Genomic DNA, 26,049 nt, shown 5'->3' with positions numbered 1-26,049 from the left:
TCGAACCAGCTAGGAGGAGAGTGGGCCCGTGGACGCCGAGCTGACCAACAAGAGCCGGGACGCGATCAACGCCGCCACCAATCGCGCCGTGGCGGCCGGACATCCCGATCTGACCCCCGCACATCTGCTGCTCGCGCTGCTCGAAGGCCAGGACAACGAGAACGTCACCGATCTGCTGGCCGCCGTCGAGGCGGACCAGGCGGCGGTACGGTCCGGTGCCGAGCGGGTGCTGGCCGCGCTGCCCAGCGTGACCGGGTCCACCGTCGCGCCCCCGCAGCCCAACCGTGAGACCCTCGCCGTCATCGCCGACGCCGCCCAGCGGGCCAAGGAACTTGGGGACGACTATCTCTCCACCGAGCACCTGCTCATCGGGGTCGCGGCCAAGGGCGGCCGGGCCGGAGAGGTGCTGGAGGAGCAGGGCGCCGGTGCGAAGAAGCTGCTGGACGCGTTTGAGAAGGCAAGGGGGGGACGCCGGGTGACCACACCCGACCCGGAGGGCCAGTACAAGGCCCTGGAGAAGTTCGGTACCGATTTCACCGCCGCCGCCCGTGAGGGCAGGCTCGACCCGGTCATCGGCCGGGACCAGGAGATCCGGCGCGTGGTGCAGGTGCTGTCACGCCGTACGAAGAACAACCCGGTGCTGATCGGGGAGCCCGGCGTAGGCAAGACCGCCGTGGTCGAGGGGCTCGCACAGCGGATCGTCAAGGGCGACGTGCCGGAATCGCTCAAGAACAAGCGGCTGGTTTCGCTGGACCTCGGCGCGATGGTGGCGGGGGCCAAGTACCGCGGGGAGTTCGAGGAGCGCCTCAAGACCGTTCTCTCCGAGATCAAGGAGAGCGACGGCCAGATCATCACGTTCATCGACGAGCTGCACACCGTGGTGGGCGCGGGCGCCGGCGGCGACTCCGCCATGGACGCGGGCAACATGCTCAAGCCGATGCTGGCGCGCGGCGAGCTGCGCATGGTCGGCGCGACCACGCTGGACGAGTACCGCGAGCGGATCGAGAAGGACGCGGCGCTGGAGCGGCGGTTCCAGCAGGTGCTGGTCGCCGAGCCGACCGTCGAGGACACGATCGCGATCCTGCGCGGGCTCAAGGGCCGGTACGAGGCGCACCACAAGGTGCAGATCGCGGACGCGGCGCTGGTCGCCGCCGCCGCCCTCTCCGACCGTTACATCACCTCGCGGTTCCTGCCCGACAAGGCCATCGACCTGGTGGACGAGGCCGCGTCGCGGCTCCGGATGGAGATCGACTCCTCGCCGGTCGAGATCGACGAACTCCAGCGCGCGGTCGACCGCCTGCGGATGGAGGAACTGGCGCTCAAGAACGAGTCCGACCCCGCCTCCAAGCAGCGGCTGGAGAAGCTGCGCCGCGATCTGGCGGACCGTGAGGAGGAGCTGCGCGGCCTCAACGCCCGCTGGGAGAAGGAGAAGCAGGGCCTCAACCGGGTCGGTGAGCTGAAGGAACGTCTCGACGACCTGCGCGGCCAGGCCGAACGCGCGCAGCGCGACGGCGACTTCGACACCGCCTCCAAGCTGCTGTACGGGGAGATCCCTGGCCTGGAACGGGAGTTGGAGGCGGCGGCACGGGCCGAGCAGGAGGCGGCCAAGGACACGATGGTCAAGGAGGAGGTCGGCCCGGACGACATCGCCGATGTGGTCGGCTCCTGGACCGGGATCCCGGCCGGGCGGCTGCTGGAGGGCGAGACGCAGAAGCTGCTGCGCATGGAGCAGGAGCTGGGCAGGCGGCTGATCGGCCAGACCGAGGCGGTACGCGCGGTGTCCGACGCGGTACGCCGTACCCGCGCCGGGATCGCCGACCCCGACCGGCCCACCGGATCGTTTCTCTTCCTCGGCCCCACCGGGGTCGGCAAGACCGAACTGGCCAAGGCGCTCGCGGACTTCCTCTTCGACGACGAGCGGGCGATGGTCCGTATCGACATGAGCGAGTACGGCGAGAAGCACTCGGTCGCCCGGCTGGTCGGCGCGCCTCCCGGCTATGTCGGGTACGAGGAGGGCGGCCAGCTCACGGAGGCGGTGCGCAGGCGTCCGTACTCGGTGATCCTGCTGGACGAGGTGGAGAAGGCCCACCCCGAGGTCTTCGACATCCTGCTCCAGGTGCTGGACGACGGCCGGCTCACCGACGGCCAGGGGCGGACGGTGGACTTCCGCAACACCATCCTGATCCTGACGTCGAACCTGGGCAGCCAGTACCTGGTCGAGCCGACCACGACCGAGGAGACGAAGAAGCAGCAGGTCCTGGAGACTGTGCGGGCCTCGTTCAAGCCGGAGTTCCTGAACCGGCTCGACGACCTGGTGGTCTTCTCGGCCCTGACCAAGGACGACCTGGCGCGGATCGCCAAGCTCCAGACCGACCGCCTGTCCCGCCGCCTCGCCGACCGCCGCCTCACCCTGGACATCACCCCGGAGGCCCTGGACTGGCTGGCCACGGAGGGCAACGACCCGGCCTACGGCGCCCGCCCCCTGCGCCGCCTGGTCCAGACGGCGATCGGCGACCGCCTGGCCAAGGAAATCCTGTCGGGCGAAATCAAGGACGGCGACACGGTCAGGGTGGACCGCTTCGCGGACGACTTGATCGTGGGCACGGCGACCTTGGAGCCGCCGGAGCCGCCGGAGCCGAGCGGGAAGACGCTGTAGGAGGGCCACAGGCCGGGCCCCAGGCCGGCCCCCGAACGCAAAGACGCGACATCCCAGGAGGGGTCGGGGTTGCCAGGGCCCTGCTGGGATGGGGGAGGATGGCAGGAACCGTACGAAGGGAAATTCACGGTGAGCATCGACCCGTCCTCGATTCCGAATTTCGGGGGCCAGCCCCAGCAGCAGGGTGCGGGACCGGCGGGCCCCGTCGTCCCTGATCAGGATCTGGTCAAGCAGCTTCTCGACCAGATGGAGCTGAAGTACGTCGTCGACGACGAGGGTGACCTCGCGGCGCCGTGGGAGGAATTCCGTACGTACTTCATGTTCCGCGGCGAGGAGGACCAGCAGGTCTTCTCGGTGCGGACGTTCTACGACCGGCCGCACCCCATCGGGGACAAGTCCAAGATCCTCGACGCGATCGACGACTGGAACCGCCGCACGCTGTGGCCCAAGGTCTACAGCCACATCCACGAGGAGGGCGACAGCCTCCCCACCGTCAGGCTCATCGGCGAGGCGCAGATGCTGATCGGCATGGGCGTCAGCCTGGAGCACTTCGTGTCGTCGACGGTGAGCTGGGTGCGGGCCTCGATCGAGTTCGACAAGTGGCTCGTGGAGCAGCTCGGCCTCCAGCCGGGCGACGAAAAGCCCGACGACGTCTGAGCCGCGCCCAGGCGCCCTCGGAACGACAGAAGCCCGGTGGGGCCGCGATCAACTGATCACGGTCCCGGCCGGGCTTTGTCCATGCCCGTGCGCGTGTACGGAGCGCGTGTACGGGCGTACCGCTACGCCAGCGTCTTCAGCCGCGCCGCCGCCTCCACCAGCACATCCGTGCGCTTGCAGAACGCGAAGCGTACGAAGGGCGCGCCCTCCTCGTGGTGGTCGTAGAAGACCGCGTTCGGGACCGCCACCACGCCGCAGCGGGCCGGCAGGCCGCGGCAGAAGGCGAAGCCGTCGGTTTCGCCGAGGGGGCGGATGTCGGTCGTCACGAAGTACGTGCCGGCCGGGCGGTAGACGTCGAAACCGGCCGCCGTCAGCCCCGCCGAGAGCACATCGCGCTTGGCCCGCAGATCGGCGCGTACCCCCTCGAAGTAGCTGTCCGGCAGCCGCAGCGCCTCCGCGATCGCGTACTGGAACGGCCCCGACGCCACATAGGTCAGGAACTGCTTCGCGGAGCGCACCGCCGTCACCAGCTCCGGCGTTCCCGTCACCCACCCCACCTTCCAGCCGGTGAAGGAGAACGTCTTGCCGGCGGAGCCGATCGTCAGGGTGCGTTCGCGCATGCCGGGGAGGGTCGCGATCGGGATGTGTTCGCCGTCGAAGACGAGATGCTCGTACACCTCGTCCGTGACGACCAGCAGATCGCGCTCGACGGCGAGTTCGGCGATGGCCGTCAGCTCCTCGCGGCCGAGGACCGTGCCGGTGGGGTTGTGCGGGGTGTTGAGGAGGATCAGCCGGGTGCGGCCGGTGACGGCGGCGCGCAGTTCGTCCAGGTCCAGGTGGTACGCGCCGTCGCGGGGCCGCAGGGTGACCGGTACGCGGGTGCCGCCCGCCATGCCGATACAGGCGGCGTACGAGTCGTAGTACGGCTCCAGCGCGATCACCTCGTCACCGGTGCCGACCAGCGCCAGCAGCGCGGCGGCGATCGCCTCGGTGGCGCCCGCCGTGACCAGGACCTCGGTGCCGGGGTCGTAGGAGAGGCCGTGGAAGCGCTGCTGGTGGTCGCTGATCGCGGCGCGCAGCTCGGGGACGCCGGGCCCGGGCGGGTACTGGTTGCCGCGGCCGTCGCGCAGCGCCCGTACCGCCGCCTCCCGCACCGACTCCGGGCCGTCGGTGTCGGGGAACCCCTGGCCGAGGTTGATCGCTCCGGTCCGCACCGCCAGCGCCGACATCTCCGCGAAGATCGTCGTTCCGCCGAGCCATTCTTTGGTCATGCCGGTCATCCTGTGCCGAACCTCTGGAGTTGCTCAAGTCAGCTTTGGGCCGCCGAGGCCGGGGGGACACCCCAGTCACGCGCCGCGTTCACGGACAAGTGAGCGCGGGACGCGGCGGGATGAGTGCGAGGGCGGCCGGGCGACGGGGCGCGGACGGCCTCGCTTCGGGGGAACGGAAAGCGGTGAGATCGATGACAGGTTTGGGAATCGCGGTCGTTGTGATCATGGTGGCGATCGCGCTGGTCGGGCTGGTGTCGAGCGTGGGCAACCGGGACAAGGCGCGTGCGAAGCGCCTCTCCCGCATGTCGCGCAACGCGAGCAGGGGCCGTGCCGCCCGCGGTGCCTCGACGAGGACCAGGAAGCGTCGCTCCGACGGGAGTTGGTGGGCCGGGGGCGGCTCCGCGTCGAGCGGGTGCGGAGGCGGTGACTCCTCCTCCTGCGGAGGGGGCTCCTCGTGCGGTGGTGGCGGGGGATGCGGCGGCGGAGGCAGCTAACACGGGGTAGCTGGTCCGCGGTGCCGTCGATGCCCGGTGGGAGTGAACTCCCGCCGGGCATCTCCGTGTTGACCGATCGCGAGCCCTTCTCCACCGGTCTTCGTCGCTTTCGTTGAACAGTTGAACTGTAGAGCCCCCGAGGGGATGGAAAACCCCGTCAAGTTGGGTAAAAACGCTGTGAGCATGGCGTACTTCGTGATTCCCTCACTGATGAGAGCTTCCAGCCTCGGAACTCCCGCGGAGTCGAGCCGGCGATCTCCCCCCACAGGTTCCCTCGCTCATCGTCGGGGTCGTCCCCGGTCCACCCGTCAAGCGTGTTTGCGGAGCCTGCCCATGCTCACCCATCTCAATACGGCCTACACCGACTCCCGCGCCGCCGATCTGGCCTGGGCGCTGGGCCGGGAGCCACTCCCCGCCCTGGCCGTCCTCGATCTCGAACTCGACGGCGCCGGAGTCCAGCTCAGACTCCTCGGCGCCTCCCACCAGGTGCTTCTCGAGGAGGAGCGCGGCGTCTGCTCGGAGACCGTCGCCTGTATCCCGGGCAGCAGCACCCCGTTACCCCTCGGTGTCTCCAAACGGCTCGGGGACTGGGAGTACGAATTCGCGGCGCGCGTCGAGACCCTCTCGCACGGCTCGTTCGCGGGGCGCGCGCAGGAGCTGCTCGCGCTGGTCGCGGACCATCCCAACGGGCTCGCGGGCATCTTCCCCGGCGCGCCGTACGCCTTCACCGCGATGCTGGCGCAGCGCGACGAAGGCCAGGTCCACTGGCGTACCTGGCACGCCTACCCCCAGGAGGGGCAGCTCGTGGTGACCCGCACACGGGTCGGCGCCCGTATGCCTGCGATGCTCTAGTTACACCCGTGTGGGTGACAAACCGCAATGAATTCGTGACGTAGCGTTACGGACATGATCCAGCAGACCGCGTCCTCGCCGCCCCAGGGTGCGACACGGCTGCCCGTGCGGCCGGATGCCGGGCGCTTCCTGATTCTCGCCGTGGTCTTCATCTGCGCCGCCTGCGGACTGGTGTACGAGCTGGAGCTGGTGGCGCTCGCCTCGTATCTCATCGGGGACTCCGTCACCCAGGCCTCCGTCGTCCTCTCCGTGATGGTCTTCGCGATGGGGGTCGGCTCGCTGCTCGCCAAGCGGCTGCGCTGCCGGGCGGCGGTCGGATTCGGGCTGCTGGAAGCGGCGCTCGCGCTGCTGGGCGGCTGCTCGGCGCTCGTGCTGTACGGAAGCTTCGTGTGGGTGGGCGAGTCGCGGTATGCCCTGGTGGGCTTCTCGCTGGCCATCGGCATCCTCATCGGCGCCGAGATCCCGCTGCTGATGACGCTCATACAGCGGTTCTCCCGGCAGGACGCGGAGGGGACGGTCGCCGATCTGTTCGCGGCCGACTATGTGGGGGCGCTCGTCGGCGGGCTGGCCTTCCCGTTCCTGCTGCTGCCCTGGCTGGGACAGCTCACGGGCGCGCTGCTGACCGGCGGGGTCAACGCGGTGGCGGGCGGCGCGCTGGTCCTCTGGCTCTTCCGGCGCGATCTGAGCCCGCGCTCGCGCTGGCTGCTGGTGGGGGCGAATGTGCTGGTCCTGTCGGTGCTGGCCACCGCGGCCGTACTGGTCGACGACTTCGAGCGGGCGGCCCGCCGCGCGGTGTACGGGGACCGGGTGCGGGTCGCCGTACACACGGACGTCCAGGAGGTCGTGCTCACCGGCGGGCGGGACGGGCCGCTGGACCTCTATGTGGACGGGCGGCTCCGGGTCAGCGGGCGCGACGAGTACCGCTACCACGAGGCGCTGGTGCACCCCGCCATGCGCGGGCGCCACCGGCGCGTGCTGATCCTGGGCGGGGGTGACGGGCTGGCCGCGCGCGAGGTCCTGAAGTACGGGGACGTGCGGGTGGTCACCGTCGTCGAGCTGGACCCGGGCGTGGTCCGGCTGGCCCGGGAGGACCCCGCGCTGGCCGCGCTGAACGGGCACGCGTTCGACGATCCACGGCTGCGTACGGTCTACGCGGACGCGTTCACCTGGCTGCGGGCCGGGCCGGAGCGTACGTACGACGTGGTGATCTCGGACCTGCCGAACCCGGGGATCACGGCCAGCACCAAGCTGTATTCGGAGGAGTTCTACTGCCTGACGACCCGGGTGCTCGCGGAGGACGGGCGGCTGGCGGTGCACGCGGGATCGCCGACGACCCAGCCGCGTACGTACTGGACGGTCGACGCGACGCTGCGCGCGGCCGGCTTCGGCACCGCTCCGTACAGCGCGACGGGCCCGCCGTCCGGGTTCGCCGCGGGGCCCGACCGGGTGAAGGACGGCACCCCGGCGCTGTCCGACTGGGGGTTCGCGCTGGCCCGGCTGGGCGCCCGCCCGGATCTCGGTCTGGCGGAGGACGCGCCCAGGCTGCGGTCCCTGGGGACTCCCCTGCTGGCGGCGGGCGCGAGAGGGGTGGAGCGCACGCGCATACCGGACCTGCCGCCGTCGACGCTGGTGCACCCGCGGTACACGGAGTGAGCGGGGGTGAATCCGCCCGGGCAAGAAGGCCGCCTCGGGGGCCTGGGCTGAGTAGGCTCGGTTTCCATGGAGCATGAGGTATTCGTTCCGGTGGCGGCAGAGGCCCTCCGGCAGACGCTGCGGGACCCCGCGCGGGTGGCCCGCTGTGTTCCGGGCTTCCAGCAGGACGCCGACGCGTCGGCGGGCCCGCTCTCGGGCCGGCTCAAGGTCCGTGCCGGCGGCCATACGATCACCTACCGCGGCACGCTGACACTGGCCGAACGGGACGGGGTCTTCACCGCCGAGGGCGAGGGCACCGAGGCCCGGGGCACCGGTGCGGCGAAGCTGACGCTCACGCTCCGGCTCGCCGCGGCACCGGGCGGTACGGCGCTGACGTTCACCGGCGGATCGAGCGTGGACGGCCGGCTGGCGGACCTGCCCGCCGAAGCGGTGACGGCGGCGGCACACCGGCTTCTGGACCGGCTGGCGGCGGGGCTGGGGGAGGTGGCGGCGGAGCTGGGCCTGGGGGCTGGGACGGGCGAGTCGGCTGAGCAGGCTGAGTCGGCTGAGTCGGTCAAGCAGGCCGAGGCGGCTGAGTCGGTCGAGCGGGCTGAGGCGGCCGGGCAGGGCGAGGCGGCTGAGCAGGCTGAGGCAGCCCGGCAGGCCGAGGGCTCGGATTCGGGTGAGGCGGGTGAGGCGGGCGGGATCGCCGGGGCCGTGGAGGCTTCGGGTGGGTCGGCGGCTGCGGCGGCTTCGGGCCGGCCTCCGGCTGCGGACGCCGTACCGGAGAGCGAGGCTGGGGCGGAGCCCGAGGAGACCCGGGCCGAGGGGACCGGGGCCGAGGGGACCGGGGCCGAGGAGTCCGGAGCCGAGTCCGGGGCCGAGGACATCGAGGCTGAGGACACCGGCGAGGCCGGCGGCTCTACTGACCAGCCCGTCGGTCCCACCGGTGAGCGCGACGGCGATCTCGACGCCGACGACATCGACGCCGACCGCCTCGACGCCGACGATTTCGATGAAGACGACCTGGACGACGCCGAGTTGGACGATGAGCTGGACGACGACGAACTCGACGTCTCCGCCTTCGAGGTCGACCTCCCCTCGTCCCCCCTCGACGGCGAGACCATCTCCGGCGAAGGCGACTTCCTCATCCAGGGCGAACCGCCCGCCGAAGCCGCCCACGCCCGCCGCACCATGATCGGCCGCAGTGCCGAAGAGGTCGACCACGCGCCGCCGCGCGGCCGGTACGCCCCCGTGCCCGCGCCCGACTCCGGCAGCGCGGGGGCCACCCTGCGCTGGGTCGCGCCGGCCGCCGCGCTGGCGCTCGCCTCCGCCGTGGTGGTGGGCCGCGCACTGCGCCGCCGCAAGTAGTGTCGGGGTGTGAGTAGCAGCGAAGAGAGCATCCGACTGGCGGCGGGCGACGCCGAGTTGACCATCAACCCGGCGAATGGCTGCCGGATCGGCAGTCTGCGGATCGGCGGGACCGAACTGCTGCGCCAGGGCGCACGGTACGGCTGTTTCCCGATGGTGCCGTGGTGCGGGCGCATCGAGCACGGGCAGTTCCGCAACGGCGGCGTGGTCCATCAGATGCCCCTCAACTCCCCGCCGCACGCGATCCATGGCACCGGCCGGGACACGGCCTGGCGCACGGCCCGGGCGGGCGCCGGCGAGGCGGCGTTCACGTACGACCTCGTCGACCCCTGGCCGTACAGCGGGCGGGTCACCCAGACCTTCGAGCTGACCGAGGACTCGCTGTCGCTCGCGCTGGGGGTGGAGACGTACGACACGTCCTTCCCGGCGCAGGCCGGCTGGCACCCCTGGTTCCTGCGCACCCTCAACGGCAGTAAGGCAGGTATCGACTTCGCCCCGGCCTGGCAGGAGGAGCGCGGCGCCGACCATCTGCCCACCGGCCGCCGGGTCCCGCCGAGCCCCGGCCCCTGGGACGACTGCTTCGGGATGCCCGACGGCGTGGCGGTGACCCTGACCTGGCCCGGCGAACTGGAGCTGAAGGTCACGAGCCGGGCGGAGTGGGTCGTGGTGTACGACGAGCAGGCCGAGGCGGTCTGTGTGGAGCCCCAGTCGGGCCCGCCGAACGGGCTCAACACCCTGCCCCGGCTGGTCACCCCCGTGGAACCGCTGGAGATCACCGCGAACTGGACCTGGCGGCGGCTCTGAGCACGGCCTCGCGATGCGGGGCGCACGGCGCCGACCTGGCCCCAGGCCGCGTACGGCGTACGGCGCGGACCTAGCCCCGGGCCGGGCACGGCGTACGGCGCCGACCTGGCCCCGGGCCGAGCACAGGCGGCGGGGTCCGGTCCCGGGGACGGCATCCGGGCCGGCCGCGCGCAGCGCATAAGCTCGGGGCCATGACTGACGCACGGGCTGAGCTGCTGCAACTGATCAAGGACAAGGCCGTGGTCCACGGCCGGGTGACCCTCTCCTCGGGCCGTGAGGCCGACTGGTACATCGATCTGCGCCGGATCACCCTGGACGGTCATGCCGCGCCGCTGGTCGGTCAGGTCATGCTCGACGCCACCGCCGAGCTGGACTTCGACTGCGTCGGCGGGCTGACCCTGGGTGCCGACCCGGTGGCCACCGCGATGCTGCACGCCTCCGCCGCCCGGGGCCGGCGCCTGGACGCGTTTGTCGTCCGCAAGGCACAGAAGGCGCACGGTCTTCAGCGCCGGATCGAGGGTACGGAGGTGAAGGGCCGCCGCTGTCTGGTCGTCGAGGACACCTCCACCACGGGCGGCTCGCCGCTGACGGCCGTCGAGGCCGTACGGGAAGCCGGCGGCGAGGTGGTCGCGGTGGCGGTCATCGTGGAGCGGGGGGCGGCTCCGGCCATCGCCGAGGCGGGACTTCCGTATCTCCCTGTCTATGGGCTGGATGAACTGGGTCTGGCCTGAGTCGGGGACGCCGGGACGCCCGGGACGTACCCCGCCTCGGCGGTCTCCCCGGCCGGCCGGCTGCCCGTACGGCGTCCGTACAGCAACTCTGAGCTGGGCATTTGGTGTGGCCCTGGCTGTTTCACGTGAAACAGCCAGGGCCACTGCCGTTGTCCGGTGGCCCAGACAGGAGCCGCCAGGGTGGTGCTCCGAGTGGAGCCCGTGCGGGAGTCTGGAAGGATGGAGTCGACGATGACGTCGCCCCCAGGTCAGGGACCCCAGTCAGGGACAAGCACCTCACACCCGCACATCACAAGGAGCGGCCCGATGCCCATCGCAACCCCCGAGGTCTACGCCGAGATGCTCGACCGGGCGAAGGCAGGCAAGTTCGCCTACCCGGCCATCAATGTGACCTCGTCCCAGACCCTGCACGCTGCGCTGCGCGGCTTCGCGGAGGCCGAGAGCGACGGCATCATCCAGATGTCCACTGGTGGTGCGGAGTTCCTGGGCGGTCAGTACAACAAGGACATGGTGACCGGCGCGGTCGCCCTCGCCGAGTTCGCGCATGTGGTCGCGGCGAAGTACGACATCACGGTCGCGCTGCACACCGACCACTGTCCCAAGGACAAGCTCGACGGCTATGTCCGTCCGCTGCTCGACATCTCCGCCGAGCGGGTACGGGCCGGTCGCGACCCCCTCTTCCAGTCGCATATGTGGGACGGCTCCGCGGAGACGCTGGCCGACAACCTGGCCATCGGCGAGGAGCTGCTCGCCAAGGCCGCCGCCGCCAAGATCATCCTTGAGGTCGAGATCACTCCGACCGGCGGCGAGGAGGACGGCGTCAGCCACGAGATCAATGACGAGCTGTACACGACCGTCGAGGACGCGCTGCGCACGGCCGAGGCGCTCGGGCTGGGCGAGAAGGGCCGCTATCTGCTGGCCGCGTCCTTCGGCAATGTCCACGGTGTCTACAAGCCGGGCAATGTGGTGCTCCGTCCCGAGCTGCTCAAGGACCTCCAGGAGGGCGTGGCCTCCAAGTACGAGAGGGCCGCGGGCAGCCAGCCGTTCGACTTCGTTTTCCACGGCGGCTCGGGCTCCTCGGCCGAGGAGATCGCCACGGCGCTGGAGAACGGTGTCGTGAAGATGAACCTGGACACGGACACCCAGTACGCCTTTACGCGTCCGGTCGCGGCGCACATGTTCACCAACTACGACGGTGTGCTGAAGGTCGACGGCGAGGTCGGTTCGAAGAAGACCTATGACCCGCGGACCTGGGGCAAGCTGGCCGAGGCGGGCATGGCGAAGCGGGTCACGGAGGCCTGTGCGGCGCTGCGGTCGACGGGCACGAAGCTCAAGTAGTTCCGCTGGTTCCGCGCGGTTCGCGTCTTCGGGCGCCGGGCCCGGCATCTCGTACGTACGGTACGCGGTGCCGGGCCCGAGCCATGTCGTCGGACCAGACCAGACCGCACCGCACCGGTCCGGTCCGGTGCCGGTGGCCGGGTCGCCCGCTGGCGCGGGGGCGAGGGATGATCCCCGTATGGAAATCAGGCTGTCCTCGGCCACGGGCCGCTGGATCATTCTGACGACGGTGCTGGGTTCGAGCATGGCTCTGCTCGACTCGACCGTCGTCAATGTGGCGCTGCCGCACATCGGGAGGTCGCTCAACGCGGATCTGGCGTCCCTCCAGTGGACCGTCAACGCCTATCTGGTCACGCTGGCCGGGCTGATCCTGCTGGGCGGGTCGCTCGGCGACCGGTACGGGCGGCGGAAGATCTTCGTACTCGGGGTGGTCTGGTTCGCACTGGGCTCGCTGCTCTGCGGAGTCGCGCCGAACGCCGAGGTGCTGATCACCGCTCGGGCGTTGCAGGGCATCGGCGGGGCGCTGCTCGTCCCCGGATCGCTGGCGATCATCCAGGCCAGCTTCCATCCGGACGACCGGGCGCGGGCCGTGGGACTGTGGTCCGGGCTGGGCGGGGTGGGGGCGGCGATCGGGCCGTTCGTCGGCGGCTGGCTCGTCGACGGCCCGGGCTGGCGCTGGGTGTTCCTGCTGAATGTGCCGCTGGCCGCGATCTGTACGCCGGTGGCGCTGCGGCATGTACCGGAGACCAGGGCCCCGGCGGCGCACGGGCGGTTCGATGTGCTGGGCGCGGTGCTCGGGGCGGTGGCACTGGCGCTGATCACGTACGCGCTGATCGGCGAGACGGTCTGGGCGGGGCTGGCCGGGGTGGTGGTCGCCGTGGCCTTCGTCATGGTCGAGCGACGCCGCCCGGAACCGATGCTGCCGCCGTCGATCTTCCGGTCCCGGCTGTTCACCGCGGTGAATCTGGTGACGCTGTGCGTGTACGCGGCGTTCGGCGGCTTCTTTTTCCTCGCCGCGCTCCAGCTCCAGGTGGTGGTCGGCTACTCGGCGCTGGGCGCGGGGGCGGCGCTGCTGCCGACGACGATCCTGATGCTGCTGCTCTCGGCACGGTCGGGCGAGCTGGGGGAGAAGACGGGACCGCGGCTCCCGCTGACGGTGGGGCCGCTGCTGTGCGCCGGGGGCATGCTGCTGATGCTGCGGGTGGGCCAGGGGTCGTCGTATCTGGCGGATGTGCTGCCCGCGCTGCTGGTGATGGGGCTGGGCATGGTGACGCTCGTCGCGCCGCTGACAGCGACGGTCCTGGCGTCCGTGGACACCGCGCGGGCGGGCCTCGCCAGCGGCATCAACAACGCGGCGGCCCGCGCGGCCGGCCTCATCGCGGTCGCGGCCCTCCCCCTGCTGACGGGCCTCGGCCCGGAGGCGTACCGCTCGGCCGCCCAGTTCGGCGCCAGCTTCGACCGCGCGATGCCGCTGTGCGCGGGCATCCTGGTGGTCGGCGCCCTGATCGCGGCGGTGACGATCCGTACCCCGAAACCCACCGGCGAACAGCCGGAATGCAAGGTCCACTGCGGCCTGGCGGCCCCGCCCCTGGAACCCGAGGCGGTACGGCCGGCCCGGGACCAGGTGCCCGGGGACCGCGGCCCCACGGACCGCCCGGCGGCGGACGGAAAACCGGATGTCCCGTGAGCGGGGCGCGGGCCGGGGCAAGGCAGACTGTACGTATGGCCATCCATGGAAACCTTCTGGGGGGACCGCCCCCACTCATCTGCCCGATGATCCGGAGCCGCGGGAGCTGCTCGCCCAGGGAACGCCGGCCGACGAGGTCGCCGCCAAGTATCCGGCGTCGTCGCTGGCTTGGGCACAGCTTGCCGATGGGGCGTTCGAGGCCGGGCGGGTCGTCGAGTCGTACGCGTACGCCAGGACCGGTTACCACCGGGGGCTCGACGCCCTGCGGCGGAGCGGGTGGAAGGGGCACGGTCCGGTGCCCTGGGAGCACGAGCCGAACCGCGGGTTCCTGCGGGCGCTGCACGCGCTCGGGCGGGCCGCGCAGGCGATCGGGGAGCAGGACGAGTACGAGCGCTGCTCGACGTTTCTGCGGGACTCCTCGCCGCTGGCGGCCGACACGCTGGGCTGAGCGAACCCGAACCCGAACCCAAGCCCAAGCCCAAGGCTGAGCCCGAACCCGAGGCTGGGGCGCCCGCGCCGGGCCGCACCCCCGGGTCAAGTAATTCGGTGCAGCACGCAACCTTTCGAAGGCCCCGCCCGTCTGCCAGGGCGCGGGCCTTCGGTCTGTACGACGACCTGTACACGACTCCGTACGACGCACTTGTACGACCTGGTCCCGCCGCTACCACCGTTCGTATCCGGTACACCGGTCTCACCAGGGAGAAGTCCCGTCTTGGGCAAGCGCGCCACCAGTCGTCGAGACACCAGCGGACGCACCGGCCGAGGCACGAGCCGAGGCAGCCGTCGGCGTTCGCTCAGTCCGCTCGCCCTCGGCGGGTTCGGCCTGGTCCTCGTGGTCGTCCTCGGCGGTGCCGCGTTCGCGTTGCGGTCGGGGGACGGGGGCGAAGCCAGTACCGGAGGGGCCGCCGAGACCGCTGACGTGCGCGGCCTGCGGCCCCCGGAGAGTTCCAGCACGACGGCGCCTCCGAAGAGTCCCAGCGCGCCGACGCCTCCGGAGCGCTCCCCGTCGCCGTCGTCCCCGTCGCCGTCCTCGTCACCCAGCCGCTCCCCGTCCCCCAGCAGCTCCCCGCCCCGTGTCCCCGCCTCCGGGCCCGGGACCTTCACCACCGCGCAGGCGCAAGGGCGCCGGGTCGGTTCCGGTCCACTGCGCCGCTACCGCGTCCAGGTCGAGAAGGGCGTCGACATATCCGCGAAGGCCGCCGCCGCCGAGATAGAGGCGATACTCGCCCACCCGCGCGGCTGGGCCGCCCACGGCCGCGGCTCCTTCCAGCTCGTCTCCTCGAAGGCCGACGCCGACTTCGTGATCCGTATCGCCACCCCCGCCACCGCCGACGCGCTCTGCCTCGCCGAGGGCCTCAACACCCACGGCGAGCTGAACTGCGAGACCACCGACGGGGTCGTGGTCAATCTGCGCCGCTGGCTCCTCGGCTCGCCCACCTTCGACGGTCCTCCCGCCGAATACCGCCACCTCGTCATCAACCACGAGGTCGGCCATGAGATCGGCATCCACCACCATCTGGGCTGCTCGGGCCCCGGCCGTCCCGCGCCGGTCATGATGCAGCAGATCAAGGGTCTGGACGGCTGTGTGTCCAACGCGTGGCCGTACGACGAGCACGGGACGTACATCGACGGACCCAGGGTCTGAGCCCCGGTCCGGGCCCGCCTCGACCCCGCCTCCCACGCCGGTACCGGCTTATGATGCCCACAGGGGACCGGGGCTCCGTAACCAACACGGAAGGGGCGGACCGCTACCCGGAGCACATGTCGAGGAGACAGAGATGTCGCACGCCCCCGATACCCCCGAAGCCGGTTCGGAAGCCCCGAACCTCGACTTCGCCGGGACCACCCCGTACGAGGACTACGTCCAGGCCGACGTCCTCACCCACCTCCAGCACCCCCGCTCCGACGACCCCGGCGAGATGGTGTTCCTCGTCACCACGCAGGTCATGGAGCTGTGGTTCACCGTCATCGTCCACGAGTGGGAGACCGCGTCCCGCGCGCTGCGCGAGGACCGTACGCGCCCGGCGGTCGACGCCCTCAAGCGTTCCGTACGGGAGCTGGACGCGCTCAACGCCTCCTGGCGCCCGCTCGCCCAGCTCACCCCCGCGCAGTTCAACTCGTACCGCGGCGCCCTCGGCGAGGGCTCCGGATTCCAGTCGGCGATGTACCGGCGGATGGAGTTCCTGCTCGGCGAGAAGTCGGCGTCGATGCTCGTACCGCACCGTGGCGCCCCGCGCGTGCACGCCGAGCTGGAGAAGGCGCTCCAGGAGCCGAGCCTGTACGACGAGGTCCTGCGGCTGCTCGCCCGGCGCGGGCTGCCGGTGCCGCCCGAGGTGCTCGGACGGGATCTGTCGGCGCGGTACGAGCCGTCGCCCGCGGTCGAGGAGATCTGGGCCGGGATCTACGCGGACCGCGACCAGCACAGCGAACTGATCCGGCTCGGCGAGGCGCTGACGGACGTCGGTGAACTGGTGTGGCGCTGGCGCAACGACCATCTCGTGGCGACCCGGCGTGCGATGGGGTCCAAGACCGGGACGGGCGGGTCGGCGGGCGTCGCCTGGCTGGAGAAACGGGCCGCGAAGAACGTGTTCCCCGAGCTGTGGACGGCGCGCAGCCATGTCTGAGTCGCTGGAAGAAGGCCGAGCCGTGTCCGAGTCGCCGGCCGCCACGTCCGGATCGCCGGAATCGCCGGAGGAGTCACGGCCCCTCGCGCTGCGCGCCGCCGCGCTCGACGCCGCCGACGAACTCGCCGGCCGCCGCGAGCTGTTCGCCCTCACGGACGGTGTCGTCTATCTCGACGGCAATTCGCTCGGCGCTCTCCCCCGCCATGTCCCCGAGCGCCTCCAGGACGTCGTCGCCCGCGAGTGGGGCGAGCTGCGCATCCGCTCTTGGACCGAGAGCGGCTGGTGGGAGGCGCCCGAGCGGATCGGCGACCGCATCGCGCCGCTCGTCGGCGCCGCGCCGGGCCGGATCGTGGTCGGCGACTCCACCAGCGTCAATGTCTTCAAGGCCGTGGTGGCGGGCGCCCGCCTCGCGGGCCCCGGCCGGGACGAGATCCTCGTCGACGCCACGACCTTCCCCACGGACGGCTATATCGCCCGGTCCGCGGCCCGGATGACGGGCAGCCGGATCGTGCCCGTCGCCCCGGCGGAGCTGGCCGGCGCGCTCGGGCCGCGTACGGCGGTGGCGCTGGTCAACCACGCGGACTTCCGTACGGGACGGCTCCACGACCTGCCCGGGATCACCGCCGCCGTGCACGAGGCCGGGGCGCTCGCCGTCTGGGATCTGTGCCACAGCGCGGGCGCGCTGCCGGTCGGTCTGGACGAGCACGGCGTGGATCTCGCGGTGGGCTGCACGTACAAGTATCTGAACGGCGGGCCCGGTTCGCCCGCCTTCCTCTATGTCGCCGAGCGCCACCAGGCCCGCTTCGACTCCCCGCTGCCCGGCTGGAACGCGCACACCGATCCGTTCGCGATGGCCGCGGACTTCACGCCGGCGGAGGGCGCGGTACGGGGCCGGGTCGGCACCCCCGACATCCTCTCCATGCTGGCGCTGGAGGCGGCCCTCGACGTGTGGGCCGGGGTACGGATGGAGGCGGTGCGCGCGAAGAGCCTGGCGCTCACCGACTTCTTCCTGGAGTGCGTCGAGGCGTACGCGCCGCCGGGCCGGGTCGCCTCGCTGACCCCGGCGGCGCATACGGAACGCGCCAGTCAGGTCGCCCTCCGCTGCGCCGAGGCGCCCGCCGTGATGGAGACGCTCATCGCGCGCGGGATCGTCGGCGATCTGCGCAGGCCGGACGTGCTGCGCTTCGGTTTCACCCCGTTGTACATCGGTTTCGCCGATGCGGAACGAGCCGCGCGGGTGCTCGGGGAGGTGCTGCGGGAGGTGGCGCCCGGGACCTCGCCGGGGGTGCCGGGCGGGATCTCGGCGGGCCTTCCCGGCGGCCCGGGCGCCGGGGCGGTGGCCGGACCGGGACGCGGGGTGTGATCGACCCCCTTCAGGGCTGATACCGTCCCCGCTGATCAGGTCAATTCGGCCCCCGTACCGAAAGGTTGGCGCAAGATGCCGGACCCCGCCGCGCCCGATGCCCTCGCGCGTGACGCCGCAGAGACCGAGTCGGTCCTGGCCCATCCGGTCGTCCGGCCCGATACCACCGCCGCGTACGGTGACCACCCTGATCAGGTGATCGACTTCTACGCGCCCCGGGGCGACCAGGAGCGGGTGCCGCTGGTCGTCGTCCTGCACGGCGGTGCCTGGCGGGCGCCGTACGACCGCGGGCATCTGACGCCCTTCGCGGACTTCCTGGCCCGCCGCGGCTTCGCCGTCGCCAATGTCGAGTACCGGCGGGGCCCCGCGGTCCCGCAGCAGGGCGACGGCGCTCCGGTGGCGGGGCGGTGGCCGGAGACGTTCGATGATGTGGCGGCGGCGATGGACGCGCTGCCCGCGCTGGTCGCGGACGCGCTGCCGCGCGCGGATGCCCGGCGGACCGTGGTGACCGGGCACTCGGCGGGCGGGCATCTCGCGCTGTGGGCGTCGGCCCGGCATGTGCTGCCGGCGGGCTCGCCCTGGCGGCTGCCGGAACCGCCGCCGCTGCGCGGGGTCGTCGCGCTGGCGCCGATCGCGGATCTGCTGCGGGCCGTGGAGCTGGACGTGTGCGGCGGAGCGATTCAGCAACTGCTGGGCGGCGAGGAGGAGTTCAAGCGCCGCAGGGAGAGCGCGGACCCGGCGGCGCTGCTGCCGACGGGGATCGCGACGGCGGTGGTGCAGGGCCGTACGGATCTGACCGTGCCGTACACCGTCGCCGAGGAGTATGTGGCCGCGGCGGCGAGGGCGGGCGAAACGGTCGGCCTGACGCTGCTGGAGGACGTCGGCCACTTCCCGCTGATCGACCCGAAGGCGGACGCGTGCGCGGTGGTGGCGGAGGAGATCGCACAGCTCGCGTGGTGAAGCGCGCGGGCCCCGCGCGGTGGCCCGGGCCCGCGTAGTGCCCGGACCCGCCCAGTGCCGACCCGTGTAGTACCTGGGACGGACGGCCGAGGATCCGCTTCCGTGGTGACGACCCCGTCCCCGCACTCCCCCTACCGTGGCAGCGTGACCCAGACAGATACCGGGAAGGCCCGGAGCCCGGAGTTCCGCCTGGCCGCGGGAGCGATCAGGAGCCTGCGCCAGGACCTCTTCCACGATGCCTTCGCCTACCGCCCGCTGGCCCCCATGCGGACGGACGGCCCGCTCACCCGCCGGCTGCCGGGCCGGATACGCGAGTACGCGGCCCGGACCCCGCACGCCGTCATCGTGGCCGCGGCGCTGCTGGTGCTGTTCATCGGCTTCGCCGACGGCGGCTCCCTGTTCCGCCTGCTGCCCGTCGTACCGGTGCTGCTGACCCTGACCAGGCCGGTCGGGGCCTGGTGGCTGGCGCTGGTGCTGTCCGCGGCGCTGAGTGTCGTGGGGTGGCGCGACTGGCCCTGGGAGCCCAGCGCCTTCGCCGCCTATCTGATCGTGATGACGGTGGTGGCGGCCCGTACCCGCCCGCGCACCGCCGCCTGGCTCTGGGTGATGACGGCCGCGTACGTGCTGTTCTCCGAGGTGCTCCTCACGCCGTACGGGTACAGCTCCTCGGGTGTCCCCATGCTCTTCGTCTCCGCGCTCGTCCTGCTGACCGTGAGCCTGCTCCAGGTGCGCAGGAAGGCGGAGCAGGAGGTGGCGGCGCAGCAGAGCGTCACCGCGGTCGAACGCGACCGGCGCACGCTCCTGGAGGAGCGCACCACCATCGCCCGCGAGCTGCACGATGTGGTCGCGCACCATATGTCGGTGGTCGCGATCCAGGCCGAGGCCGCCCCGTACCGGGTGGAGAACCCGCCGCCCGAGCTGGAGCAGGCCTTTGTCACGATCCGGGAGAACGCGGTCGCGGCGCTGACCGAACTGCGCCGGGTGCTCGGGGTCGTACGGGCGGCGGACTACCAGGCCCCCGACGCCCCGCAGCCCACTCTCGCCGATCTCGACGGGCTGCTGGCGAATGTGGGGGAGGCCGGTCTGACCGTGGAGAAGACGGTCACCGGGGCGGTACGTGAGCTGCCGCCGGGCGTCGAACTGTCGGCGTACCGCATCGTGCAGGAGGCGCTGAGCAACGCGCTGCGGCACGCGCCGGGGTCGACCGCGCGGGTCGAGATCGCGTACGTACTGGGCGGGCTGGGCCTGCGCATCGTCAACACCGCGCCGCGGGGCCTGGTCAAGCCGTCGCCCGGGGCCGGGCACGGCATCACCGGGATGCGGGAACGGGTGGCCATGCTGAGCGGGGAGATGACCGCGGAACCCACCGAGGACGGCGGATACGAGGTCGTGGCCTTCATACCGGTCGCGGCGGCGGAACGGGACGGGCGGGACGCCGAAGGCGGCGCGGGCGGCGCGGGCGGCGTGGGGCGCGAGCGGGAAGGGGACGCGGCGTGACGATTCGAGTGCTGATCGTCGACGACCAGGTGATGGTCCGCGAGGGCTTCTCGGTCCTGCTGAACGCGATGCCGGACATCGAGGTCGTCGGGGAGGCCGTGAACGGCCGCGAGGCGATCGGCCAGGTCACGGCGCTGCGCCCCGATGTCGTCCTGATGGACATCCGGATGCCGGAGCTGAACGGCATCGAGGCCACGCGCGAGATCGTGGCGGCGGACGCGGACGCGAAGGTGCTGGTACTGACCACCTTCGACCTCGACGAGTACGTCTACCAGGCGCTCCGCGCGGGTGCCTCGGGCTTCCTCCTCAAGGACGCCTCGGCCCGCCAGCTCGCGGACGGCGTACGGGTGGTCGCCTCCGGCGAAGCGCTCCTGGCCCCCACCGTCACCCGCCGTCTGATCACGGAGTTCTCCAAACTCTCCGAAACCCCGCGCGCCCCGGCCATGGCCCGCGTCGGCGACCTCACCGAACGCGAGACGGAGGTCCTGGTCCTCATCGCGCAGGGCCTGTCCAACGCGGAGATCGCCGAACACCTCGTGGTGGCGGAGTCCACGATCAAAACCCATGTGAGCCGCATCCTGGTGAAACTGGGCCTCCGCGACCGTACGCAGGCGGCGGTCTTCGCGTACGAGGCACGCCTGGTGACACCGGGCTGATCGGCCCGCCCGGGGCGCATGGCGAGTACTGGTCATTTGATCGCTCGCACGAGTGATCGGTTCGGCTTATGCGGCCGTGGCCGTCCGGGGACCTGTCACGCTGGCCTCCGCCTGACAGGAGGTGCACGATGACCGGTGCGGCAGAGCGCGCGGCTCAGATGTCGGTCGAGGAGTTCGAGAAGATCGCCAAGCTGGTCGACAAGGTGTCAGACACCGTCGAGCTGGAGTTTCTGGGCGGACAGATCTGCTTCAAGGCCACGACGGACGCCGACTGCAAAGAGATCACCACGTGGCTGAGACAACGCTGTACGCAGGTCCGGACTGAACTGCGGTTGTACGCGGGCGGCGAGCTGGGGCTGCTGGTCGGGGCGGACCGCGAGGGCCGGGCAGGAGTGCTGATGGCGGCCGAGATCGCCTCGTACGAGACCGGCTCCGAGATCGATCGGCGGCATCACACGGAGAATCTCGCTGCCTACGCTGCCGCAGGGATCCCGGTTCACCTGCTGATCGACCGCGACCACGGCACGGTGACCGTGCACAGTGATCCCGCGGCGGACGGCTACCGCGATCGGCATGTGATGGACTTCGGCGTGAAGGTGCTGCTCCCCGATCCCGTCGGCATCGGACTCGACACTGAAGAGCTGAAGGGATTCGTGCGCTGACGCGCGCCCGACGCGGCGGCCCGCTTCGTCCACAGGCTGTGGGCAAAGCGGGCCGGTGTCGTACGCGTACGGTCCGGTCTACGTCAGCATGTCCCGGCGGCTCAGGCCCCCCAGGCCCGCCGCTACAAGCGCCGCCGCCACCGCCGTCAGGATCAGGGCCGGGGGCCAGGTCATGTCCGCGCCCGGGAGCTTGGGGAGGTGGGTGAAGGGGGAGAGGTTCATGACCGGCCGGGGGAGGTTCACCGCCGGGCCGATCCAGCCCAGGGCCAGGATGAGGCCCGCGACCCCCCAAGCCGCTGCGGCCGCCTTCGGGTACAGGCCGTACAGCAGGACCGCCAGTCCGCCCACCACCCAGATCGCGGGGAGCTGGACGAGCGAGGCGCCGAGGATGCCCGGGAGGCGGTGGCCGTAGCCCAGGAACAGGCCGAGACCGCCCAGCAGCATGATCAGGGCCGCGCCGCCGAATGCGATCACCAGGTGGCCCGCCGCCCAGCGGAGCCGGCCGACCGCGCCCGCCAGTACCGGTTCCGCGCGCTGGCCGGTCTCCTCGCCGTACAGCCGGAGCACCGAGGCGACCACGTACAGCGCCGCGACCATACCGAGCATGCCGGTCATCGCGGCCAGGAACGAGTCCGTCAGACCCTGCCGGCCGCCCATGCGCTCGAAGATCTCCCTGGTCTGCTCGTTGCCGCCGACCAGGTCGGCGGCGCCGTCGGTGAGACCGCCGAAGATCAGCCCGGCCACCAGGAACCCCGCTCCCCAGCCGAGGACACCGCCCCGCTGGAGCCGCCAGGCGAGCGCGTCCGCCGTGCCCAGCCGACCGTGCGCCGGGCCCGGCCGCGCGGGCAGGAAGCTCATCCCGATGTCACGCCGTCCCGCCAGGGTGTACGCGATGACGGCCTGGACGCCGATCGCGGCCAGCAGGATCAGCAGCACCCACCACCGTTCGCCGGCGAACGCCCGGACGTTCTCGGCCCAGCCGAGCGGGGACAGCCAGGTCAGGACGGACGAGCCGTCGGCGGACGCCGAGTCGCCCGCGGCCTTGAGGACGAACGCGGCGCCGATGACCGCGGCCGTCATTCCCTTCGCCAGCCGCGCGTTCTCGGTGATCTGCGCGGCGATGGCGGCGGTGCAGGCGAAGAGCATGCCGACGCCCGCCGTGGCCAGCCCGACCGCCAGCGAACCGGCGAACTGCCCGGCGCCGCTCTCGCCCTCGCCCCGCGCGTACGTGGCCATCACCGCGGTGACCAGCAGCGCCAGCGCTCCGTTCGCGGTCAGCGCCGCCAGCAGCGCGCCGGTCAGCGGCGCCCGCCGCCCGACCATCGCCGAGGAGAGCATCTCCTGACGGCCGGTCTCCTCTTCCTCGCGGGTGTGCCGGATGACGATGATCAGGCTCATCACGGCCGCGAAGGCGCCCCCGAAGCCGATCATGCGCCAGGTCGCCAGCCCGCCGAGGGAGTCGCTGAAGACGGGACCGTAGAGAGCACGCAGCGAACTGTTGCTCGCCGTGGACCGGACGACATCCGCCCGCTTGGCGGCCGTGTCGTACAGCGCGGCGAAGGACTGCGCGACGGACATGTACGAAGCGCCGATGACCAGCACCCACACCGGCATCATGACCCGGTCGCGGCGCAGCGCGAGCCGCAGCAGCGGCCCGGTGCCGGCGAGATGGCGGGAGCGTACGGAGCGTGCGGCCGGGGCGCCGACGGTGGTGGCGGTCATCGGGCCACCGCCGCGTCGCTGCCGTCCGCTCCGCCGCCGGACGCGCCGGTGCTGTCCGCTCCACGACCGGCTCCGCGACCGGTTCCGGGACCGGTCGTATCCGGGGCATCGGCCGGGCCGCTGCCGTCGGCGGCGTAGTGGCGCAGGAACAGCTCTTCGAGAGTCGGCGGCGTGCTGGTCAGCGAGCGGATCCCGGAGGCGGAGAGCGAGCGCAGCACCGCGTCCAGATGCTCGGTGTCGACCTGGAGCCTGACCCGGTGGCCCCGGCCCCCTTCGACCGACTGCGCGGCCAGGTCATGGACGCCGGGCAGCCCGGCCAGCCCGTCGGGCGCGCCGACGAGTTCCGCGCTTACGCTCGTACGGGTGAGATGCCGCAGTTCCGCCAGCGAACCCGACTCCACGGTCACGCCCTTGCGGATGATGCTCACCCGGTCGCAGAGCGCCTCCACCTCGCTCAGCACATGGCTGGAGAGCAGCACGGTCCTGCCCCGGTCGCGCTCCTCCTCGACGCACCGCTGGAAGACCTCCTCCATCAGCGGGTCGAGCCCGGAGGTCGGCTCGTCCAGGATCAGCAGATCGACGTCCGAGGCGAACGCGGCGACCAGGGCGACCTTCTGCCGGTTGCCCTTGGAGTACGTACGCCCCTTCTTGGTCGGGTCGAGTTCGAAGCGCTCGACCAGCTCGGCCCGCCGCGCCGGGTCGAGGCCGCCGCGCAGCCGCCCGTACAGGTCGATGACCTCCCCTCCGGAGAGGTTCCGCCACAGCGTCACATCGCCGGGTACGTAGGCCACGCGCCGGTGCAGTTCGACCGCGTCCTTCCACGGGTCCCGGCCGAGGAGCTGTGCCGCGCCGGAGTCGGCGCGCAGGAGTCCGAGCAGGACCCGGATGGTGGTGGACTTGCCCGCTCCGTTGGGGCCGAGGAAGCCATGGACCTCGCCGGTCTCGACGGTCAGGTCGAGGCCGTCCAGCGCGTGTGTCCGGCCGAACGACTTGTGCAGTCCGGCGACCGTGATTGCCTTCGTCATGCTTCGGAACGTACGCTACTTTCACAAACTTGTGAAGTTAAGAAAGCGTCAAAAGGGGTCGCGTTAAGATCGGGAAGTGACCGGGGCGGATCCGAGCAGGGAGACGGTGGGGCGATGGACAGCGGGAGCCGTGACATGGGCGGTACGAGTGGTGCGGCTGAGCGCGGCGCTGCGGCTGAGCGCGGTGGTGCGGGCGGTACGGGCGAGCGAGGCGCTATGGGCGGTGCGAGCGGGCCCGGCCCGCAACGGAACGAGGAGGCCGTCTCCCGCTTCGTCGAGCGCTTCGCGGCCGACATGACCGAGGCCGGAATGCAGCGCACCGCGTCCCGGGTCTTCACGGCGCTGCTCACCTCGGACGACGCGAGCATGACCTCCGCCGAGCTGAGCGAGCGGCTCAGCATCAGTCCGGCCGCGGTGTCCGGGGCGATCCGCTATCTCAGCCAGGTCGGCATGGTCAGCAGGGAGCGCGACCCAGGTTCGCGCCGCGACCGCTACCGGCTCCACCACCAGCTCTGGTACGCCACCTTCGCCAGCCGGGACTCGGTGCTGATCCGCTGGGAGAACACCCTGCGGGCCGGGGTCGAATCGCTCGGCGCGGACACCCCGGCGGGGGCGCGGGTCGCGGAGACGAGGGAGTTCTTCGAGTTCCTCCACAACGAACTCGGGTCCCTGATGGACCGGTGGCGGATCCAGCAGGAGAGGCTGCACCCGGCGGAGCCGGACGGAGCGCTCCCGCCGGCCTGACGTCCGTACGCCCACCGGACCGGACCACCGGACCACGCCGGACCGTCGCACGCCCCACCGGACCGCCGGGCCACTGGACCATCACACGCCCCGCCGGACCGCCGTAAGCCTCCAGCCCCGGCCGCGGCCCCGGTCTCCCGCTCCGGCCCGCGGTCCGGGCCCCGCCCTACGGACGTGCCCGTGCCGCGCCGCTCGGCAGCGTCAGTTCCCACGCGTCCGGCCGCAGCGTCCACGTCCGTGTCCGTACCGGCCCCGCCACCCGGGCGTCCGCCCGGTAGCGGAAGTCCGCCCCCGACACCGTCACCGACAGAGCCTTCGCCCGGACCGGCTCCGGCGACGCGCACGTACGGATCACGACCTCCGCGCGCCCTCCGCACGACCGCACCGTGACGCCCTCGACCGGCTCGTCCAGATCGTTCAGCACGACCCCGTCCGCCTCCACCCGCAGCCGGTGCGAATGCGCCGCGAGCGCCTGCGGAACAGGCCGTACGAGCGTCCGTACCAGCGAACGGCACGCGTGCCACACCGACGCGGCCACCGGAGCCGCCCCCGTGCCGGGCGCGGGCAGCACGGGCAGCGCCGGGATCCGCAGATCGCCCAGCACCACCCCGTCGCTGTCGTCGACCAGCAGATCGAGCCGGCGCACCACCCCGTCCAGCACGGCGCGCGCGGCCGCCACCGCGCCCGTCGGGACGCCCAGCGACCGCGCCAGATCCACGGCGGCCCCCACCGGCACCACCGACAGTGCCCCGGAGGCCAGCTCCCGCTCGCGGTGCAGCAGCGAGACCGTACGCAGCAGCGCGCGGTCGTCGCCCACCACCACCGGCCGTCTGTTCCCGCGTCTGGCCAGCGCCCGCGCGAACTCCTCGGGGCCGTCGGGGAAGCAGATCTTCACCGCGGCGCCCGCGCTGAGCACGTCCTTCGCGATCCGCACCGATTCGCCGTCGGCTCTGCCGGCGACCGGGTCGATGACCACCAGAAGCTGCTGCGCGCCGTTCTCGGCGGGCTCTGGAGCCAACAGCTCGGTCCTTCCTCGGGTAGCATCTTTGTGCAAGAGCCCCTTGCGCTATTGCGCCAGGGGCTTCGTCTATTCCGGGGCACCGGTTCGACGGTCAGGGCTGACTCGTACGGTCGTACAAGCTCGTACAGTCATACAAGCGGTACGGCAGTGCAAGCAGTCGTACAGCGGTACAGCGGTTTCAGTGGCTACAGCGTGGTGCGATGTCGTACGGCGTACATGAGCACGAGCCGCATGGACGGCGTGCGCGGCCCCCGACCTTGGACATGCCCCGCCCGGAAGGGG

The 26,049-nt window shown here is 71.8% G+C and carries 21 protein-coding genes and 1 pseudogene; 18 read left to right on the top strand and 4 right to left on the bottom strand.

Annotation, left to right across the window (positions count from 1 at the left end):
* The first annotated feature begins 28 nt into the window (after nt 1-28).
* Together clpB and KQY30_RS16205 are read left to right on the top strand one after the other, a co-directional pair.
* Nucleotides 29-2,656 carry an ATP-dependent chaperone ClpB gene (gene clpB / locus KQY30_RS16210; protein ID WP_217307432.1) on the top strand — a complete coding sequence of 876 codons (2,628 nt, stop codon included), beginning with the start codon at nt 29-31 and terminating at the stop codon, nt 2,654-2,656.
* A gap of 129 nt (nt 2,657-2,785) precedes the next feature.
* Entirely contained in the window at nt 2,786-3,313 is a 528-nt protein-coding gene (locus KQY30_RS16205) for a YbjN domain-containing protein (RefSeq protein WP_217307431.1), read from the top strand.
* 122 nt (nt 3,314-3,435) lie between these two features.
* Here KQY30_RS16205 and KQY30_RS16200 read toward each other — a convergent pair whose 3' ends face one another.
* Nucleotides 3,436-4,584, bottom strand: coding sequence for a pyridoxal phosphate-dependent aminotransferase (locus KQY30_RS16200; protein WP_254407156.1), 1,149 nt, complete (start codon nt 4,582-4,584; stop codon nt 3,436-3,438).
* A gap of 827 nt (nt 4,585-5,411) precedes the next feature.
* Between KQY30_RS16200 and KQY30_RS16195 the strand changes: the two genes are divergently transcribed.
* From KQY30_RS16195 to KQY30_RS16125, 15 genes and pseudogenes are all read left to right on the top strand, one after another.
* Complete coding sequence (locus KQY30_RS16195) at nt 5,412-5,930, top strand: DUF2617 family protein (RefSeq protein ID WP_217307429.1); 519 nt, start codon at nt 5,412-5,414, stop codon at nt 5,928-5,930.
* A 54-nt stretch (nt 5,931-5,984) separates the two neighbouring features.
* Entirely contained in the window at nt 5,985-7,583 is a 1,599-nt protein-coding gene (locus KQY30_RS16190; RefSeq protein WP_217307428.1) for a polyamine aminopropyltransferase, read from the top strand.
* Between the two features lie 66 nt (nt 7,584-7,649).
* Complete coding sequence (locus KQY30_RS16185; RefSeq protein ID WP_217307427.1) at nt 7,650-8,933, top strand: SRPBCC domain-containing protein; 1,284 nt, start codon at nt 7,650-7,652, stop codon at nt 8,931-8,933.
* 9 nt (nt 8,934-8,942) lie between these two features.
* On the top strand, nt 8,943-9,737 hold the full coding sequence (locus KQY30_RS16180) for an aldose 1-epimerase (RefSeq protein WP_217307426.1): 795 nt from the start codon (nt 8,943-8,945) through the stop codon (nt 9,735-9,737).
* Nucleotides 9,738-9,928: 191 nt separating this feature from the next.
* Nucleotides 9,929-10,468, top strand: coding sequence for an orotate phosphoribosyltransferase (gene pyrE, locus KQY30_RS16175; protein ID WP_217307425.1), 540 nt, complete (start codon nt 9,929-9,931; stop codon nt 10,466-10,468).
* Between the two features lie 306 nt (nt 10,469-10,774).
* Nucleotides 10,775-11,806, top strand: a complete 1,032-nt coding sequence (gene fbaA, locus KQY30_RS16170) for a class II fructose-bisphosphate aldolase (protein ID WP_217307424.1) — start codon at nt 10,775-10,777, stop codon at nt 11,804-11,806.
* A gap of 178 nt (nt 11,807-11,984) precedes the next feature.
* Nucleotides 11,985-13,493 carry an MFS transporter gene (locus KQY30_RS16165; protein WP_217307423.1) on the top strand — a complete coding sequence of 503 codons (1,509 nt, stop codon included), beginning with the start codon at nt 11,985-11,987 and terminating at the stop codon, nt 13,491-13,493.
* Nucleotides 13,494-13,528: 35 nt separating this feature from the next.
* A pseudogene (locus tag KQY30_RS16160) lies at nt 13,529-13,941 on the top strand (DUF3151 domain-containing protein).
* Between the two features lie 264 nt (nt 13,942-14,205).
* Nucleotides 14,206-15,138 carry a DUF3152 domain-containing protein gene (locus KQY30_RS16155; protein ID WP_217307422.1) on the top strand — a complete coding sequence of 311 codons (933 nt, stop codon included), beginning with the start codon at nt 14,206-14,208 and terminating at the stop codon, nt 15,136-15,138.
* A gap of 133 nt (nt 15,139-15,271) precedes the next feature.
* On the top strand, nt 15,272-16,117 hold the full coding sequence (locus KQY30_RS16150) for a tryptophan 2,3-dioxygenase family protein (protein ID WP_046497214.1): 846 nt from the start codon (nt 15,272-15,274) through the stop codon (nt 16,115-16,117).
* Nucleotides 16,118-16,139: 22 nt separating this feature from the next.
* Nucleotides 16,140-17,480, top strand: coding sequence for a kynureninase (gene kynU, locus KQY30_RS16145; protein WP_254407155.1), 1,341 nt, complete (start codon nt 16,140-16,142; stop codon nt 17,478-17,480).
* 75 nt (nt 17,481-17,555) lie between these two features.
* Complete coding sequence (locus tag KQY30_RS16140; RefSeq protein ID WP_217307420.1) at nt 17,556-18,440, top strand: alpha/beta hydrolase; 885 nt, start codon at nt 17,556-17,558, stop codon at nt 18,438-18,440.
* Nucleotides 18,441-18,584: 144 nt separating this feature from the next.
* Nucleotides 18,585-19,937: a sensor histidine kinase gene (locus KQY30_RS16135; RefSeq protein ID WP_217307419.1), complete on the top strand. Its 1,353-nt coding sequence runs from the start codon at nt 18,585-18,587 to the stop codon at nt 19,935-19,937.
* Nucleotides 19,934-20,593: a response regulator transcription factor gene (locus KQY30_RS16130; protein ID WP_079023056.1), complete on the top strand. Its 660-nt coding sequence runs from the start codon at nt 19,934-19,936 to the stop codon at nt 20,591-20,593. Before KQY30_RS16135 ends, KQY30_RS16130 begins: the two co-directional genes overlap by 4 nt.
* A gap of 128 nt (nt 20,594-20,721) precedes the next feature.
* Nucleotides 20,722-21,255: a Uma2 family endonuclease gene (locus KQY30_RS16125; RefSeq protein ID WP_217307418.1), complete on the top strand. Its 534-nt coding sequence runs from the start codon at nt 20,722-20,724 to the stop codon at nt 21,253-21,255.
* 78 nt (nt 21,256-21,333) lie between these two features.
* Here KQY30_RS16125 and KQY30_RS16120 read toward each other — a convergent pair whose 3' ends face one another.
* Both KQY30_RS16120 and KQY30_RS16115 read right to left on the bottom strand, forming a co-directional pair.
* Nucleotides 21,334-22,977 carry an ABC transporter permease gene (locus tag KQY30_RS16120; protein WP_217307417.1) on the bottom strand — a complete coding sequence of 548 codons (1,644 nt, stop codon included), beginning with the start codon at nt 22,975-22,977 and terminating at the stop codon, nt 21,334-21,336.
* On the bottom strand, nt 22,974-24,002 hold the full coding sequence (locus tag KQY30_RS16115) for an ABC transporter ATP-binding protein (protein WP_217307416.1): 1,029 nt from the start codon (nt 24,000-24,002) through the stop codon (nt 22,974-22,976). Before KQY30_RS16115 ends, KQY30_RS16120 begins: the two co-directional genes overlap by 4 nt.
* A gap of 216 nt (nt 24,003-24,218) precedes the next feature.
* On the opposite strand from KQY30_RS16115, the gene KQY30_RS16110 reads away from it, so the two are divergent.
* Nucleotides 24,219-24,746 carry a GbsR/MarR family transcriptional regulator gene (locus KQY30_RS16110; protein WP_217311096.1) on the top strand — a complete coding sequence of 176 codons (528 nt, stop codon included), beginning with the start codon at nt 24,219-24,221 and terminating at the stop codon, nt 24,744-24,746.
* Between the two features lie 166 nt (nt 24,747-24,912).
* Here the strand turns inward: KQY30_RS16110 and KQY30_RS16105 are convergent, their stop codons facing one another.
* On the bottom strand, nt 24,913-25,767 hold the full coding sequence (locus KQY30_RS16105; RefSeq protein WP_217311095.1) for an acylglycerol kinase family protein: 855 nt from the start codon (nt 25,765-25,767) through the stop codon (nt 24,913-24,915).
* Nucleotides 25,768-26,049: the final 282 nt, after the last annotated feature.

It is taken from the genome of Streptomyces sp. GMY02 (assembly GCF_019056675.1).
In the GTDB taxonomy this organism is placed as follows: Bacteria; Actinomycetota; Actinomycetes; order Streptomycetales; family Streptomycetaceae; genus Streptomyces; species Streptomyces odonnellii.
The sequence above is the reverse complement of the archived record's forward strand: the minus strand, read 5'-3'. Positions and strand labels throughout refer to the sequence as shown.

Bases quoted from the DNA above. Each gene is read 5' to 3' on its own strand.
- KQY30_RS16150 (WP_046497214.1), top strand. From the start codon at position 15,272: ATGTCGCACGCCCCCGATACCCCCGAAGCCGGTTCGGAAGCCCCGAAC.
- fbaA (WP_217307424.1), top strand. From the start codon at position 10,775: ATGCCCATCGCAACCCCCGAGGTCTACGCCGAGATGCTCGACCGGGCG.
- KQY30_RS16115 (WP_217307416.1), bottom strand. From the start codon at position 24,002: ATGACGAAGGCAATCACGGTCGCCGGACTGCACAAGTCGTTCGGCCGG.
- KQY30_RS16200 (WP_254407156.1), bottom strand. From the start codon at position 4,584: ATGACCAAAGAATGGCTCGGCGGAACGACGATCTTCGCGGAGATGTCG.
- KQY30_RS16110 (WP_217311096.1), top strand. From the start codon at position 24,219: ATGGGCGGTGCGAGCGGGCCCGGCCCGCAACGGAACGAGGAGGCCGTC.
- KQY30_RS16185 (WP_217307427.1), top strand. From the start codon at position 7,650: ATGGAGCATGAGGTATTCGTTCCGGTGGCGGCAGAGGCCCTCCGGCAG.
- KQY30_RS16190 (WP_217307428.1), top strand. From the start codon at position 5,985: ATGATCCAGCAGACCGCGTCCTCGCCGCCCCAGGGTGCGACACGGCTG.
- KQY30_RS16195 (WP_217307429.1), top strand. From the start codon at position 5,412: ATGCTCACCCATCTCAATACGGCCTACACCGACTCCCGCGCCGCCGAT.
- KQY30_RS16125 (WP_217307418.1), top strand. From the start codon at position 20,722: ATGACCGGTGCGGCAGAGCGCGCGGCTCAGATGTCGGTCGAGGAGTTC.
- pyrE (WP_217307425.1), top strand. From the start codon at position 9,929: ATGACTGACGCACGGGCTGAGCTGCTGCAACTGATCAAGGACAAGGCC.
- KQY30_RS16120 (WP_217307417.1), bottom strand. From the start codon at position 22,977: ATGACCGCCACCACCGTCGGCGCCCCGGCCGCACGCTCCGTACGCTCC.
- KQY30_RS16140 (WP_217307420.1), top strand. From the start codon at position 17,556: ATGCCGGACCCCGCCGCGCCCGATGCCCTCGCGCGTGACGCCGCAGAG.
- KQY30_RS16165 (WP_217307423.1), top strand. From the start codon at position 11,985: ATGGAAATCAGGCTGTCCTCGGCCACGGGCCGCTGGATCATTCTGACG.